Raw genomic sequence first — 15923 nt, forward strand, 5'->3', positions numbered from 1 at the left:
GGTTAAATCATTATAACATAACAGTTTTGGGAATCACTTTTCCCATTAGTCTACGGCTAATCAATTGTCCTTTGACAGCTCCAATGCTTTTTTCATATCTTTTAATGAATTAGACTTTCCATACATTAATACGCCACCTTTGTAAATTCGAGCCCCGATTACTCCAAAAAGCAGAATAGCTGCCACTAAAACCCCAAACCCAAGAACGACTTCCCAGACAGGGATGCTAAGCAGGCTAATACGGACGAATAAAATCATCGGTGTAAAAAACGGCACATACGAAGTAGCTGTAATAAATGGCGATTCTGGATTGCTAAGACCGTACATGGAAATAAAGAAGCCGACCATCACAAGCAGCGTCAGCGGTGTCATCATTTGCTGAACATCCTCAAGCCTGCTGACGAGCGATCCAAGCAGCGCGGCGATCGTAGCGTACAAGAAATAGCCCAGAATAAACAAGAGAACCGCATATACGATCATTGTAACGGGAATAGACTTTAACCCAATGGAGCTCACGAGTGACCCTTTCGGCTGATTCGTCATTGTAAAGTAAGCAATCGCGAACCAAATCACTAATTGAGTGAGACCGAGAAGGCCAATGCCGATGATTTTAGCAAACATCTGCTTGACTGGAGACACACTCGAAATCAAAATTTCCATGACCCTTGAAGACTTTTCAATCGCTACGTCAGATGCAATCATATTGGCATACATAATAACTGAAAAATAAATAAAGAACAACAATAGATAGACAAGAATTTGTGCCTGCATTAACTCTTCTTCTGACTTAGCTCCTTTGGCAAGAGCAATCGTATCAAATGTAACGGGTGCATTCCACATTTGGATTTGCTCACTTGTTAACTGGAGCTTCCCCGCTACCTCCATTGTTTTAAGAGCTTGCAGCGCTTGCCGAATGTCAGAAGTAATTTCACTGTTGGCAATGTTTTCTGCCTTATAGGTTCCTGCTGGCAGACCATCTGCCTCCCTTTTTAGCAAGAGATAGCCTTTGTACGTTCCCTTTGTGACTTCCTTCTTCAGCTGATTTTCTGTTTGCTCCGTTTGTACGACGGTCAAATCCTCTGTAATCGCCGCCAACTGCCCTTTAAATGGCTCATACAGCCCCCCCATTTGATCTACCACTGCAATCTTCATTTCCTTATCTTCATCATCAAAATACGAAAAAATCTTCTCCATGTTACCGGCAATCATAATCACAGCTGCAACGAGCACCGTTGTAATAATAAATGCCTTTGTCTTAAACTTGTTTATGTATGATTGTGAAAGGATCATCCAAAAGTTAGTCATAAGAGGCCCCCGCCTTTTCAATAAAAATGTCGTTCAGTGATGGCTCTTCTAACTCAAATTTTGTTACAAACCCCTTTTCTTGAAGAGCTGAGAAGATGGTTTGAGACGTTTCTTCCTTATCAATTTGCAGCAGCATCCCTTCCGCTGTTCTCTTTGTCCGTAAGACCCCTCGTATCTCCTCTAAAAAGCCAAGATCAAAATCAGCTTGTACAAATACATTTTTCCTGCCAAACGAACGCTTAATGTCACGAAGTCTGCCATGAACGACCGGTCGGCCCTTGTGCATCATACATAAATTCTCACAAAGCTCTTCTACATGCTCCATTCGATGACTCGAAAAGACGATCGTTGTTCCGCTCTCTTTTAGATCGACAACTGCTTCTTTTAATAATTCCACATTGACAGGATCAAGCCCGCTGAATGGCTCATCTAAAATAAGCAGCTGCGGTTTGTGGACCACCGAAGAAATAAACTGGATTTTCTGCTGATTCCCTTTTGACAATTCCTCCACTTTCTTTCCCGCATAGTCAGGAACGTGAAAGCGTTCTAACCAACGATCCGTTTCAATGGCCGCTTCTTTCTTATCCATCCCTCGCAATCGTGCTAGGTACACAATTTGTTCCTTTACTTTCATTTTCGGATAAAGCCCTCTTTCCTCAGGCAAATAACCGATGAGCGGACTAGATTTGTAATTAATTGGCTGACCATTCCAATGAATCATGCCTTCGTTTGCTTGTAAAATGCCTAAAATCATTCGAAACGTTGTTGTTTTTCCCGCTCCGTTCGCGCCAAGAAACCCAAACAGCTCCCGCTCCGGAATTTGCAAAGACAAGTTGTCAACGGCGGTAAATTCGTTAAACCTTTTCGTTACCCTTTCTAAAACAAGCATCTTTTATCACTCCCCTTTTTAAACATACGTCCCAACACCTAAAAAGTTCCATAAAATTATTTTGTTATAAAATATTTGGAAAAGTGCAATAGTTGTGTAAAATGAAAAGTGAATCACCTTTATCAGGGAGGGGAAAAGATGGTTTACAAACTAACGGTCTTTGAAAAGAATGGAGAAAAGTTATTGGATGAATCATTTGAAGCAAGAAATGACGAAGAGGCTAAAGAAAGAGGCCAGCAGCTGCTGCAGCAATATGCATACGAAGATCATACGCACCGCTGCACCTCCCCGCTTGGCAAACTCGTTCTATTCCACGTATAAACCGAACAGGCTGATCTAACAGACTGGGTCAGCTTTCTTTACACTTATTGACCTTCGTTTGTCGTTTCTTGCCTGTTCTTCACGTTCGCTGAGCTTTGTTCATCATTTAAAACTTGTTTTTTACGACAATAACTGAACAAAAAAAGCCGGGAACGCCCGGCTTTTTATGAAAATAACTTGTTAAGCTTGTCGATCTTCTTCTCTGTGTATTCTACAAATCGTTCATTGTATGTTTTCGGATCTTTCGGATTAGCGAAGTGTTCAATTTTTCCTGTTTTCCGGTCAATGAACTTGCTTGCGGCTCCGCAGCCGATTCCAATAATCGTTTGTACTTCTTCCATAATCATAATATTGTAGATACTTTCCTGACCAGGCTTTGAATAGCCTACATTCTCCAGATTGCCGAGAATGTTTTTCTGACGGTATAAATAATAAGGAACGTACTCATGCTCTTTCGTCCACTGCTCCGCCATGTTCATCATTTTTTCCACTTCTGTTCGGTCAGCTACTTTGTATTTCTCTTTATTTAGTGTCATTTCGGAAGCACGCTTAAATGAAAGCGTGTGGACAGTCAGCGACTCCGGCATCAGCTTTTCCGTTTCAGCGAGGGAGTGAGCAAATTCAGCTGTGCCTTCCCCCGGAAGGCCGATGATTAAATCCATGTTGATATTGTTCATCCCATGCTCTCTTGCCATATGGTATTTCTCAATCGTTTCTTCTACGGTATGATGACGGCCGATTGCTTTTAACGTCTCCTGTGTATAAGATTGAGGATTAATACTAATGCGATCAATATTCCATTTTTTGAGCACGTTCAGCTTTTCTGGAGTGATCGTATCTGGACGGCCTGCTTCCACTGTAATTTCACGGATGTTCTCTACATCCGGAAATACTTCGTACATAAGCGAATACAATTCGTCCATTTCCTCTGCCGTAATAGCGGTTGGCGTACCGCCTCCATAATAGACGGTGGTAATTGTAATTCCTTTTTCTTTTAACCAGCGTCCAATTTGCTCCATTTCATAATGAAGGCCACTTAAAAAAGAAGCGACCCTTCCTTGCTTCCCTTGAATAGCGTAGGCTGGAAACGTACAGTACGCACACTTCGTTGGGCAAAAGGGAATACCAACATACACACTGACTTCATTTTTGACTTCGTATAAATCAGGCACCATCGTCAGCTGCCGCTCAAGAATTCGCTCCATTAAATCGATTTTCTCGTCTGTAATCATATATTCTTCCCGAAGCTTCCGTCTTGCTTCTTCTGCTGGTACTTCGGCTTGATGCTGTTTATGAAGCAATTTCGTCGGTCTCATCCCTGTTAAGATGCCCCACTTTTGTGTGATTTTCGTATAATCCTGCAACACATGCAGAAATACGTGAGAAACGATATTTTTTAGTTGTTTAAATTGTTCTTTTTCATCTACAGCATCGACTGCTTTTTTAAAACTAGCCTCATAGTTTTTGCCGTTGGCTGATAGAACAGCGGCCGCACTCATCATTTCTCCTTCTTTGTTCAAGGAAAAATGAATACTAAGTTCATCATGAGAACTGTCTCCAAGCTGGATTTCCGTCTCTTCAAAAAATAAGTTGGCGATCAATTGTAATGGCCGTATGAATCGTTCATCTTCCAATCCTTTTATATAAATTAACACACTAATTCACCTTTCTATTTTTCCTCCCTTTAGCATACTGAATCCATTATCCTGTGGTCAAGACAGACTTTGTTTAAAAAATCCATAAAAAAAAGCGGCACTGTTCTGCCGCTTAATCTAATTTATTCACTTCTTCCTCTGCTACTCTTCTTTGATGCCTCAGCAATTCTTTAATGACATAAGAAATGCCATCATCTTCTTTTGTTCTTGTTACCCAATCCGCTACCTGCTTAACATTTTCCGGTGCATTCCCCATCACGATCCCTATTCCTGCTTCCCTTACAATTTCCTCATCGTCTTCATCGACTCCAATAACGGCAATTTCTGAACGGTTGATCATCATTCTTTCCGCTAAATATAAAATACTGTTCCACTTTGTGACTCCAAATGAAGTAATTTCAATTTGATCATTTCCTTTTTTAACGAAAGAAACTTCATTAAACATATTTTTCAGTGCTTGCCACACTTCGTCTCTTTCGCCTGGTTTAAAAAAGGTAATGTGAATAGATAAAGGAGAGATTGGCTCCTCAAATAAATGTTCCGATAAGAAATTAACAAAATACTGGGAATAAAGAAACTTTTGCGTTCGCTGCCACATGCTGCGCTTGACTAATGTTGCCGGCAGCCTCCCTTTGTTGCTGACAGAAAAATTCTCAGTGGAAAGAGTAATCCGACAATCAAATGATTCGAGAAACTGGACAATCTCGTACGTACACTCTTCATTAACCCGCTGAATATAAATCGGCTTATCCAGTTCAGAAGCGATGTAAGCACCATTGTGAGCGATGATGCAGCTTTCTGGAAGCAAAGATTTTGCCATCTTCTTTACAGTTGGTAATTCACGGTTAGAATAAAAACAAACGGTTACTTTTTTCTTGCGAGCGTAGTGAATTGCATCTTTTGTTGACTTGGTGATCCGGCTTTTACTTTGACCAGCGAAGGCATCTATATTAATTGCTAACAAACGGTACGCCATTTCGTTCCCTCCTCATGTTGTCCTTTTTAAAAATTATGAAGAGGAAACAGGCTTTAGAACAAGGCTTTCAAAAGTGACAGCCAAATTGGACTAATTATAAAAAAGACAAGAAAGAATAAAAGTGCCAAGCACCTCCTGCTAACAGGAGAGCTTGACACTTGCTCTAAACTTCATATTTATCCATTTATAGAGCCGTACATTTCTTCTAAAGGCTTCATAATAATCTTATTCATATCGGCTATAACCATGCTCATTCTTTGCTCAGCCTCCATTAACTGCGAGATTAGTCTATGCTGCTGAACGAGTGCCATCGTTTTTTGAGCCTGCTGCACTTCTTCTTCCGTGATATCTTGGCCCATCATTTGCTTCTCCTGCAGTCTCATCTGGACATTGCGGAAGTTTTCAAAAATGCCTCTTGCTTCTGCATTAGCATTCACTTCTTCATACATTTGTTTAAGCGTTCTATATTCTTCACTTTGACGCAATCCCTTTTCTAGCTCATAAGCCAGATCGTATAAATTAGTCGCCATTTTTTTCCTCCTTCATCTTCAACATGCCTTCACTTTATCAAACTATGCAAAAGTTGGCGAGACTTTCCTATAATAACCCGACAATAAGTCCTTGGATAAGCCCGATCGCTCCTCCTAATAGTCCTCCTAAGAGGGTAATCATTTTTAATTCACGTCGAGAAATATCCAATACAATTTGCTCAAGCCGTTGAAGTGAAAAAGTTTCCACCTGCTCGCGAACGATATCGCCAATCCGCAATTTTTGCATAACGGCTGGTATCCGGGATGCAATGATTGATCCTGCTTTTTCCACTAGAGCCGGGATTACTTCTTCCGTAATTTTCTCTTCAAATGGCTGTAAAAAATGAGCTACTGGCTTTTGGAATAAAGAAGGCAAGTCTAACTGGCGTAATACAAAGCTTTTCCCTTTTGCCAGCGCTTTTTCATCAGAAAACTGCTTTAAGACATCCTCCCATTTCCAATCGAGCAGCTTTTCCCATTCTTTTTGAAGAAGGGTATTTAGCAAGTCTTTTGTGCCGGGACTGCTTAAAAATTTAATGATCTCTGGCTGGATTTTCTCTTCTAATGACGTGTTTCCTAAAATCATTTGCAGCATGCTGCCAAGCTTGCCCCATTCAGCTAGGAAATCATCGGTCATTTTTTTAACCCGCCACTTTCCTTCAAATCCCGAAAAATAATCAATCCCCTTTGTTAAAATATAACGAGAGATATCGGGGATTTTATCTTGAGCGGTATCAAGCCATTCAGTGGGGAGTGACTCTCTTACTGTCTGGTGCAGATAAACGCTCTTAATACTGTTATATTTACTGTCGATCCAGCTTTCAATCCAGCGCTCTGTTTTTTGCTCAGCCTCTTTAAATTGAAGCTTTTCAAGAAGTTCGGCTACTGTGTGATCGGCCGCAAGCAGAGGCTTCGCTTCTTTTTGCAGCATGACAGTTACCTCTCGGCGAAAATCTGGTTCGTTTAACTTACGCTCGATGCTTTCTGGCGTAAGCAGATGTTCTTCCACGGTTTTTCCGATTTGGCGGGCAAGCTCTCCTCTTCGTTTAGGAATCAATCCTGGTGTAAATGGGAGCTTCCATTTGCCAATATATTTGGGATCATACGGGCGAAAAAGCATGCGGATCGCAATCGCATTCGTGATCGCTCCGATAGCTGCTCCGATGATCACCATAAAGATAATTAATGTAAAGAGATTCATGTGCTGTTCACCTGCCATTCATTCATCACCGGTAAAGCCGGCTCTTTCATTATAAGTGGAATTCGCAAAAATTAGCAAATATTGTCGCAGTTAAAGTATGATAAAAAAGAGGTGAAAACAATGCTGCTACATTTTCAATATAAACCGCTTTATCAAGATAAAAATCTGCCTGGCTGGGCGTTTTCTTTTTATTATCAAAAACGCCGTCTATTAGGAAATTACCTAGAAGATGGAACAATTGAGTGGCTTTCCACTATTCCAGAGGAGCCGGACCGTAAACAGCTTGAACAGCAAATTCATGATTTAATGCTTTATCACGTATATGACAGCTAGTCCAAAATACTGGAATAACTCCTCTCTTTTGCGTGCATATTATGTATAAAGGAGGGGGTACAGTAGTGGATCCAAAACAGAAGGGTCTTTCTTTTTTGCCTGATACGGAATATGAAGGAAAAGACCAAGCTTATATAGATATCGATAGAATGATCAACGAAGGACTATCAAGGGGCACCGTTCATATGAGAGACGAAGCACTTACTTCTAATATCGAGGAAGCTGCTCCTTTTCCAGAAGAGACGCCTCCGAATGAATAAAGCTGTCCTGTGCGTGCCGGAAACCTTCAGTTAACCTTGCAAGGAGTCTGGCACGGTCGTACAGCTTTATCTGCTTTTAACAATCATATTGACTGCTTCTTGAATCGCTTCTTCTGCATTTTGCCCCTTTTCATTTGCCTCCCTTATGCAGCTTTCCAAGTTTTTAGCCACAATTAATCCGATAGAACGATCTACAGCGGAGCGAATAGCGGACAGCTGTGTGACTACTTCTTTACAGTGCTTGTCATCCTCCATCATTTTTATGACACCTCTTATTTGCCCTTCAATCCGGCTTAGACGATTTTTTATATCACGATTGTATTCCATTATGATTACACCTCATTTTCTCCTGAATATATGCATTCACCTTGACACAGAATATGTATCATCAGTATAGCATATTGGGTCAAAAAACACCTTTCAAACACGAAACAAAACAGGAATAAATTCCCACACAATATTTTTGAATAAACTCTTTGAATCCAAACATACTAGTAATACAAGCAGCAGCCATCATTGGACCTAACCAGAAAGTCTGGACGCAGTAACTGCGGACTGGTGCAAATCCAGAAAGGTCCAGCCAAAATAAAACAACAGGAGATGACAAAACATGGCAAACAACAACAACAACAACCAACTTTTAGTTGCAGGTGCTCAACAAGCTATCGACCAAATGAAGTATGAAATCGCTTCTGAGTTTGGTGTACAACTTGGTGCAGATTCAACATCTCGTTCTAACGGTTCTGTAGGTGGAGAAATCACTAAGCGTCTTGTAGCAATGGCTCAACAACAAATGAGCGGTTTACAACGATAAGCTAGCTTTACAATTTCATAAAAATGGCTTGAGCCCCTGAACTTTCAGGGGCTCTTCATCTGTTTATAAATTAACCATTTTAGCTGGATCAATCCACTCATCATATTGTTCTGCCGTTAAATAGCCTGTTTCAATCGCTGCTTCTTTCAATGTTAGGCCTTTTTTATGAGCTAGCTTAGCAATTTCAGCTGCTTTCTCATAACCGATATGCGGGTTAAGAGCTGTCACGAGCATTAGCGAGCGTTCCATTAATTGTTTGATGACCTCCTCGTTCGCTTCCAATCCAACAGCGCATCTTTCATCAAATGATTGGATGCCATCAGCAAGAAGGCGAGTCGATTGCAAAACGTTATAAATAATGACAGGCTTAAATACATTCAATTCGAAATTTCCTTGGCTGGCAGCGAATCCCACTGTTGCATCATTTCCAAATATTTGTGCTGCTACCATCGTGATAGCCTCACTCTGTGTTGGATTTACTTTTCCTGGCATAATCGAGCTTCCCGGCTCATTGGCTGGGATCGTCAATTCTCCGATACCACTGCGTGGGCCGCTCGCCAGCCAACGCACATCATTCGCGATCTTCATCATATCAGCTGCCAAAGCCTTTAATGCCCCATGAAAATACACAAGTTCATCGTGGCTCGTAAGCGCATGGAATTTATTTGGAGACGATTTAAATGGATATCCGGTTTGTTTTTCAAGCTGCTTAGCCACCTTATCGCCGAAGGAAGGATCGGCGTTAATTCCTGTGCCGACTGCCGTACCGCCAATAGCTAGACTTAGTAAGTATTGTTGTGATTGCTCAATCATTTCCATACTGCGATCAATCATAGCCCGCCACCCTGATATTTCCTGGCCGAGTGTTAGTGGCGTCGCGTCTTGTAAATGAGTCCGGCCAATCTTAATTAAATTCATATATTGTTTTTCTTTTTGCTCAAGTGTTTTCTTAAACTGCAATAGAGCCGGCTTTAGCCGCTTCTCTGTCTCGTGATAGGCAGCGATATGCATAGCCGTTGGAAAGGTGTCGTTCGAACTTTGTGACATATTCACGTCGTCGTTCGGATGGATGAAATGATCTTTCCCGGCTATTTCGCTTCCTCTTCTCGCTACAACTTCATTCACGTTCATATTAGACTGCGTACCGCTTCCTGTCTGCCAAACGACGAGTGGAAAATGTTCATTCCATTTTCCTTCGATTATTTCATCGCATGCACGGACAATCGCTTCTTTTTTTTCATCCGGCAGTTTGCCGAGCTGTCCGTTAGCGATCGCCGCTGCTTTCTTTAGTTGAGCAAATGCATGTGTGACTTCGATCGGCATTTTTTCTTTTCCTATTGGAAAATTTTCCTTACTGCGTTGTGTTTGTGCACCCCAATATTTATCTGCTGGTACTTTCATTTCTCCAAGTGTATCCCGTTCCGTTCTAAATTCCATTTTTCTTCCTCCTCATCTCATACTCCTGTATCACTTTTCCCTGTTTATAGGCAAATCATTCCTTTAAACTTTCCGAAATAAATAAAAAACTGGTCCCCTTAGATTGGAGTGTTTTTCAAAAGCATCTTCATTACCTTCAGCGTTCTATCTATTTATCTTAAAATAGGCATGGCTATATGGTTACACTAACTTTATAAATCCGGTTGATTGAAGCGGAAAGCAACAAGCTCCTTCACAAGTAAAATAAAAAAAGACTGCGGCAACTCCGCAGTCCTTTGTCAAATGAATCGTCTTAATTAAATGCCGCTTCCGATTTTTTGTTCGTAGCTGCGGATGTCCTCATCAAGGTTGAGCGTAACAGCGATCTCATCCCAACCATTTAAAAGCATTTCTTTCCAGTAAGGATCAATATCGAATTCAGCAGTGAATCCTTTTCGATCTGTAATGTCTTGATCTTTTAAATTAATGAATAAGCGATAGCCCGGCTCCTGCGCTTTCTCCATAATTCCGTTTACTTCTTCTTCTGTTAAACGAATCGCTAAAATACCATTTTTTACACAGTTGTTATAGAAAATGTCCGCGAAGCTAGGAGCAATGACAACTCGGAATCCGTAGTCGAGCAGTGCCCACGGAGCGTGTTCCCGTGAAGAACCACACCCAAAGTTCTCTCCAGCTACTAGAATCTCTGCATTTTCATACTGCATCTGATTCATCACAAAGTCTTCTCTCTTATTGCCCTCATCATCAAAACGCCAATGATGAAATAGGAACTGGCCAAAGCCTTGCCGTTCAATCCGCTTCAAAAATTGCTTCGGAATAATTTGATCGGTATCAACATTTACACGGTTGAGAGGGCAGACAATTCCATTAAATTTATTGATTGCTTCCATTCTTCTTCCCCCTTATTGATGAACTTTGGCTAGTTTGCGAACATCCGTGAATTTTCCTGTAACAGCAGCCGCTGCTGCCATGGGCGGGCTCACTAAGTGTGTTTTTGAACCGTTGCCTTGACGTCCTTCAAAGTTACGGTTTGAAGTAGAGGCACAGCGCTTGCCAGAAGGAACGATGTCATCATTCATAGCAAGACACATGCTGCAGCCTGATTCGCGCCATTCAAAACCAGCTTCCGTAAAAATCTTATCTAACCCTTCTGCTTCGGCAGCCTGCTTCACTGTTTGTGAACCAGGAACGACGATAGCTGTAATTCCTTCTTGAACTTGTCTTCCTTTCGCTACCTCAGCCGCCGCCCGCAAATCGCTAAGACGAGAGTTTGTACAAGAGCCGATAAATACATAATCTACAGGAATATCTTCTAGCTTTGTACCTGCTTGAAGATCCATGTAATCTAACGCACGAGAAACGGATTCACGATCAGCCTGCCGCTCAAATTGTTCAGGATTAGGAACAGAAGCACTGATGCCGCTTCCCATAGATGGATTCGTTCCCCAAGTCACTTGCGGCTCAATGTCTTCACCAGCAATTTCAAGTGTGAGATCATACTCTGCTCCTTCATCTGTAGCAAGAGCCAGCCAGCGTTCTGCTGCTTTCTCAAACTCTTCTCCCTGCGGTGCATATCGACGTCCACGTAGATACTCAACTGTTTTCTCATCTGGACTAATTAAACCAGCACGAGCCCCAGCTTCAATGGACATATTACAAACAGTCATACGCTCTTCCATAGATAATTCACGAATTGCTTCGCCTGTATATTCCATAATGTAGCCTGTACCAGCATTGACGCCGTATTTTGCAATAACGGCTAAAATCAAGTCTTTAGCGGTTACGCCAAAACCAAGCTTGCCTGTTACCTTGATTTGCAAAGTTTTCGGACGGGATTGCCAAAGCGTTTGTGTCGCAAGCACATGCTCAACTTCACTTGTTCCAATCCCAAAGGATAAGGCGCCAAAGGCTCCATGTGTAGAAGTATGACTATCTCCGCATACAATTGTTTTTCCCGGCTGTGTTAAACCAAGCTCTGGACCAATCACGTGTACAATCCCTTGATCCGGATGATTAATATCGGCTAATTCAATGCCAAATTCCTTACAATTTTGCTCAAGTGTAGTCATTTGTTTTTTGGAAATTGGATCATTGATAATGTGGCGATTAATCGTTGGTACGTTATGATCCATCGTAGCATACGTTAAATCCGGACGACGCACCTTGCGGTTATTCATACGCAGGCCTTCAAATGCTTGCGGAGAGGTAACTTCGTGCACTAAGTGAAGATCGATATATAAAAGATCCGGCTTTCCCTCTTCTCTGTGTACTATATGTTGTTCCCATATCTTTTCAATAATTGTTTTTGGTGCCATACAACAGCCCCCCCACTGTCTTTTTTTGAAGACTCTGTGATACTTGGTTGTTGATTTTAAGATCAACTATAAAAAACAACCCTCACCTTTAACAGAGTCTTTTTGAAAAAAGAGGGATTCCGATCTCCTAGTGGAAAAAACGGAATCCTCGTCAATAATGTCCCTTGATTTTTACCTTACATATAAGCGCCCATGATAGAAGAAATAGCTGAGCCTTCTTCTACATGCTGAACAATGATGTTAATCATTTGTTCTGTACCGACAACCGTGCTTCCGACAGATTGAAGATCAGAAGTCCGGTAACCAGCATTCAATACTTCCTGAACGGCTTGTTCAATGGACTCTGCTTCTTCCCGTAAATTAAAGGAGTATTTCAGCATTAAGGCTGCTGACAAAATCATGGCCATTGGATTCGCTTTATTAAACCCAGCAATATCTGGTGCTGAGCCATGAACCGGCTCGTATAATCCAAATCCATCTTCTGTCAAGCTCGCTGAAGGCAGCATGCCAAGTGAACCTGTAATCATAGAAGCTTCATCGCTTAAAATATCGCCAAATAAATTTTCTGTTACAACGACGTCAAAATCTTTTGGACGGCTGATTAGCTTCATTGCCGCAGCATCTACATACATATGCTCTACTTCTACCTGCGGATATAGAGACGCTTTTTCATTCACGATCTCACGCCACATCCGGCTTGATTCCAATACGTTGGCTTTGTCGACAGAAGTAAGCTTCTTATTACGGATAAGAGCAAGCTCAAATGCTTTTTCGACAATCCGCTCAATTTCTTTTCTTGTATATTGCAACGTATCAACAACAGATTCTTGATTTTCTCCTCTGCGTTCACTCGGTTTTCCAAAGTACAAACCGCCAGTTAGTTCACGCACAATCATTAAATTCACATTTTCTGCAATTTCGGGCTTGAGTGGCGAAGAGTGCAGCAAGCTGTGAAAGCCGATAACTGGACGGAGGTTGGCAAATAAACCGAGTTCTTTACGAATAGCTAGCAATCCACGCTCTGGGCGCATGTGAGAAGGAAGACTATCCCACTTCGGCCCGCCTACTGCTCCTAGAAAAACGGCGTCACTTTGCTTACAAAGCTTCAGCGTTTCATTTGGGAGTGGATTATTGGATTCATCAATGGCTGCTCCACCAATGTTCGCGTATTCGAATTCAAATTCATGGCCAAATCGTTGTCCAACTGCCTCCAATACAGCAGTAGCTCCTTTTACTACTTCCCGGCCGACTCCATCTCCAGGCAGTACTGCAATATTCTTTTTCACGTTAACCCCTCCATTACATCAAATGTGTACTTTCTGTATTTCTGACTGTTGTGCTCCTAACGTTAACACCCTATTAACCGCATTGAGGTAAGCGCGAGCAGAAGCTTCAAGAACGTCCTGTGCTGTACCACGGCCACTTGTTTCAATGCCTTTATGCTTAATTCGAACATATACTTCAGCAAGAGCATCACGGCCGCCGCTGACTGAATTAATTTTGTAATCATGTAACTTAACCGGCTCATCCAACAACCGTTCAAGTGTGTTATAGATCGCCTCAACACTTCCTGAACCAGTAGCCGCTTCTGTCACTTGTGTACCGTCCGGAAGCGTAGCAGAAATCGTAGCTGTTGGAATGTTCTCTGTGCCATATTGAACTTGGATGCTGTTCAACTCATAGTGGCTGACATCCACTGCTTCTGTTTGCTTATCAGCAAGGATGGAAAAAAGATCTTCATCCATGATTTCTTTCTTCTTGTCGGCCAAGTCTTTAAATGCCTTAAATGCTTCGTTTAATTTTTCTTCTGTTAAATCAAAGCCCAGTTCAATTGCTTTATTTTTGAAAGCATGGCGGCCAGAAAGCTTGCCAAGAACGAGTCTATTAGACTTCACACCAATGAGCTCTGGTGTAATAATTTCATAAGTCGTTTTCTCTTTCAGTACGCCATCCTGATGGATGCCTGATTCATGGGCAAAAGCGTTATCGCCAATGACCGCTTTGTTTGCCGGAACAATCATGCCTGTTAATTTAGATACGAGGCTGCTCGTACGCTTAATTTCATTCAACTTCAAGTTAGTCGTTGCACCGTAAAAATCATTACGGATATGAAGAGCAACCGCTACTTCTTCAAGCGCCACGTTACCAGCGCGTTCGCCGATCCCATTAATCGTCCCTTCTACCTGGCCGGCGCCTCCTTCGATTGCTGCCAATGAGTTCGCTGTTGCCATGCCAAGATCATCATGGCAATGAGCGGACAAAATAGCTTTATTGATGTTAGGTACATTGTTTCTTAAATACATAAACAATTCTTTAATTTCTTTTGGTGTAATGTAGCCGACTGTATCTGGAATGTTGATAATCGTTGCTCCAGCATCGATGGCTGCTTCTGTTACACGAGCTAAAAATTCAGGCTCTGTCCGGCAGGCATCCTCTGCTGAAAACTGCACTTTTGAAAACTTTGTTTTTGCATATTTAACAGCTGCTACAGCTCTTTCAACGACTTCATCTTTTGACATCTTCAGCTTGTATTCACGGTGAATAGGTGAAGTAGCTAAGAATACATGGATACGTGGCTCTGCCGATTCTTTTAATGCTTCCCAGGCTGCATCGATATCTTTTTGATGAGAGCGGGCAAGACCGGTAACGGAACTGTTTTTCACAGTATTAGCAATGAGCCTAACTGCTTCAAGGTCTCCTTTTGAAGCGGCTGGAAAGCCCGCTTCAATAACATCGACCCCGAGTCTTTCCAGCTGCTTAGCAATCTCTAACTTTTCAAGAGTGTTTAAGTTAACGCCTGCTGTCTGTTCTCCATCTCTTAACGTTGTGTCAAAGATCTCAACCTTTCGCACCGGCTGACACTTCCTTTTTAGATTGTTTTTTTACGAATGGCATCATAGCACGAAGCTCTCTTCCTACCACTTCGATTGGATGTTTGCTTTCACTTGCATTGATAGCTGTAAATTCAGGACGGTTCAATTGGTTTTCAAGCAACCAGCCTTTTGCAAATTTACCAGTTTGAATGTCTTTCAATACTTCTCCCATACGAGCTTTTGTTTCAGCTGTAATAACGCGTGGACCTGATACGAAGTCACCCCATTGTGCTGTATCTGAGATAGAATATCTCATGCCTTCTAATCCGCCTTCGTACATTAAATCAACGATTAATTTAAGTTCATGTAAACACTCAAAGTAAGCAACTTCTGGCTGATAGCCCGCTTCAGTTAATGTTTCAAATCCAGCTTTTACAAGGGCAGATACGCCACCGCAAAGAACAGCTTGCTCACCGAATAGGTCTGTTTCTGTTTCTTCTTGGAATGTAGTTTCTAATACACCTGCACGGGCAGATCCGATACCTTTTGCATAAGCAAGAGCGATATCTTTTGCTTGGCCTGTAACATCTTGGTAGATAGCGATTAATCCTGGTACACCTGCTCCTTCTTCGTATGTGCGGCGTACTAAATGACCAGGGCCTTTAGGTGCAGCAAGGAATACGTCAACGTCTGCTGGCGGAACGATTTGATTGAAGTGAACGTTGAAGCCATGAGCAAATGCTAATGCTTTGCCTGCTTTTAATTCAGGTTCAATTTCATTTTTGTAAACAGCTGTTTGGAATTCGTCCGGAAGAAGGATCATAATTAAATCTGCTTCAGCACTTGCTTCGCGAACTGACTTTACATCAAAGCCGTCTTTTTCTGCTTGATCCCAAGACTTTCCTGGTCTTAAACCAACTACTACGTCTACTCCGCTTTCACGTAAGTTTTGTGCATGAGCGTGACCTTGTGAACCGTATCCAATGATTGCTACCTTCTTATTTGCTAAAACTGCCTCGTTGATATCTCCGTTATAATATACTTTTGCCATTTTTCATCATCCTCCAAAATTTG

Annotated in this window: 17 protein-coding genes; 4 read left to right on the plus strand and 13 right to left on the minus strand. The window is 41.8% G+C overall.

Annotated elements, in window-relative coordinates:
- Positions 1 to 60 precede the first annotated feature (60 nt).
- Positions 61 to 1305 carry an ABC transporter permease gene (locus tag A8F95_RS12830; protein ID WP_065410850.1) on the minus strand — a complete coding sequence of 415 codons (1245 nt, stop codon included), beginning with the start codon at positions 1303 to 1305 and terminating at the stop codon, positions 61 to 63.
- A complete protein-coding gene (locus A8F95_RS12835; protein WP_065410851.1) occupies positions 1298 to 2194 on the minus strand; it encodes an ABC transporter ATP-binding protein in 897 nt (298 codons plus the stop codon). The genes A8F95_RS12830 and A8F95_RS12835 overlap by 8 nt, the downstream gene beginning before the upstream one ends.
- A 138-nt stretch (positions 2195 to 2332) precedes the next feature.
- Between A8F95_RS12835 and A8F95_RS12840 the strand changes: the two genes are divergently transcribed.
- A complete protein-coding gene (locus A8F95_RS12840; protein WP_065410852.1) occupies positions 2333 to 2515 on the plus strand; it encodes a YhzD family protein in 183 nt (60 codons plus the stop codon).
- Positions 2516 to 2679: 164 nt separating this feature from the next.
- On the opposite strand, the gene A8F95_RS12845 is transcribed toward A8F95_RS12840, so the two are convergent.
- The 4 genes from A8F95_RS12845 to A8F95_RS12860 all read right to left on the minus strand — a co-directional run bounded on the left by A8F95_RS12845 (position 2680) and on the right by A8F95_RS12860 (position 6877).
- Entirely contained in the window at positions 2680 to 4170 is a 1491-nt protein-coding gene (locus tag A8F95_RS12845; RefSeq protein WP_065410853.1) for a coproporphyrinogen III oxidase, read from the minus strand.
- A gap of 112 nt (positions 4171 to 4282) precedes the next feature.
- Positions 4283 to 5146, minus strand: a complete 864-nt coding sequence (locus A8F95_RS12850) for an HAD hydrolase family protein (protein ID WP_065410854.1) — start codon at positions 5144 to 5146, stop codon at positions 4283 to 4285.
- Between the two features lie 176 nt (positions 5147 to 5322).
- Positions 5323 to 5676, minus strand: coding sequence for a YlbF/YmcA family competence regulator (locus tag A8F95_RS12855; protein WP_065410855.1), 354 nt, complete (start codon positions 5674 to 5676; stop codon positions 5323 to 5325).
- Between the two features lie 67 nt (positions 5677 to 5743).
- Positions 5744 to 6877 (minus strand): DUF445 domain-containing protein, encoded by a 1134-nt coding sequence (locus A8F95_RS12860; RefSeq protein WP_065410856.1) that lies wholly within the window; start codon positions 6875 to 6877, stop codon positions 5744 to 5746.
- 120 nt (positions 6878 to 6997) lie between these two features.
- On the opposite strand from A8F95_RS12860, the gene A8F95_RS12865 reads away from it, so the two are divergent.
- On the plus strand, positions 6998 to 7210 hold the full coding sequence (locus A8F95_RS12865; protein ID WP_065410857.1) for a YheE family protein: 213 nt from the start codon (positions 6998 to 7000) through the stop codon (positions 7208 to 7210).
- 65 nt (positions 7211 to 7275) lie between these two features.
- On the plus strand, positions 7276 to 7470 hold the full coding sequence (locus A8F95_RS12870) for a hypothetical protein (RefSeq protein WP_049660590.1): 195 nt from the start codon (positions 7276 to 7278) through the stop codon (positions 7468 to 7470).
- A gap of 66 nt (positions 7471 to 7536) precedes the next feature.
- Here A8F95_RS12870 and A8F95_RS12875 read toward each other — a convergent pair whose 3' ends face one another.
- On the minus strand, positions 7537 to 7797 hold the full coding sequence (locus A8F95_RS12875) for a metal-sensitive transcriptional regulator (RefSeq protein WP_049660588.1): 261 nt from the start codon (positions 7795 to 7797) through the stop codon (positions 7537 to 7539).
- A 283-nt stretch (positions 7798 to 8080) separates the two neighbouring features.
- Here A8F95_RS12875 and A8F95_RS12880 point away from each other — a divergent pair, with 283 nt between their 5' ends.
- The gene (locus tag A8F95_RS12880; protein ID WP_065410858.1) at positions 8081 to 8284 is read left to right on the plus strand and encodes an alpha/beta-type small acid-soluble spore protein; all 204 of its coding nucleotides are present in this window, start codon (positions 8081 to 8083) and stop codon (positions 8282 to 8284) included.
- Between the two features lie 63 nt (positions 8285 to 8347).
- On the opposite strand, the gene fumC is transcribed toward A8F95_RS12880, so the two are convergent.
- The 6 genes from fumC to ilvC all read right to left on the minus strand — a co-directional run bounded on the left by fumC (position 8348) and on the right by ilvC (position 15900).
- Entirely contained in the window at positions 8348 to 9721 is a 1374-nt protein-coding gene (gene fumC, locus A8F95_RS12885; protein WP_065410859.1) for a class II fumarate hydratase, read from the minus strand.
- 296 nt (positions 9722 to 10017) lie between these two features.
- Positions 10018 to 10611: a 3-isopropylmalate dehydratase small subunit gene (leuD, locus tag A8F95_RS12890; RefSeq protein ID WP_065410860.1), complete on the minus strand. Its 594-nt coding sequence runs from the start codon at positions 10609 to 10611 to the stop codon at positions 10018 to 10020.
- 12 nt (positions 10612 to 10623) lie between these two features.
- Positions 10624 to 12036, minus strand: a complete 1413-nt coding sequence (gene leuC / locus A8F95_RS12895; RefSeq protein ID WP_065410861.1) for a 3-isopropylmalate dehydratase large subunit — start codon at positions 12034 to 12036, stop codon at positions 10624 to 10626.
- Positions 12037 to 12212: 176 nt separating this feature from the next.
- A complete protein-coding gene (gene leuB / locus A8F95_RS12900) occupies positions 12213 to 13322 on the minus strand; it encodes a 3-isopropylmalate dehydrogenase (protein WP_065410862.1) in 1110 nt (369 codons plus the stop codon).
- 18 nt (positions 13323 to 13340) lie between these two features.
- Positions 13341 to 14888 (minus strand): 2-isopropylmalate synthase, encoded by a 1548-nt coding sequence (locus A8F95_RS12905; protein ID WP_065410863.1) that lies wholly within the window; start codon positions 14886 to 14888, stop codon positions 13341 to 13343.
- Complete coding sequence (ilvC, locus tag A8F95_RS12910; RefSeq protein WP_065410864.1) at positions 14875 to 15900, minus strand: ketol-acid reductoisomerase; 1026 nt, start codon at positions 15898 to 15900, stop codon at positions 14875 to 14877. The genes A8F95_RS12905 and ilvC overlap by 14 nt, the downstream gene beginning before the upstream one ends.
- Positions 15901 to 15923 lie beyond the last annotated feature (23 nt).

The sequence above is a fragment of the Pseudobacillus wudalianchiensis genome, from assembly GCF_001685015.1.
Classification (GTDB): domain Bacteria; phylum Bacillota; class Bacilli; order Bacillales; family Domibacillaceae; genus Pseudobacillus; species Pseudobacillus wudalianchiensis.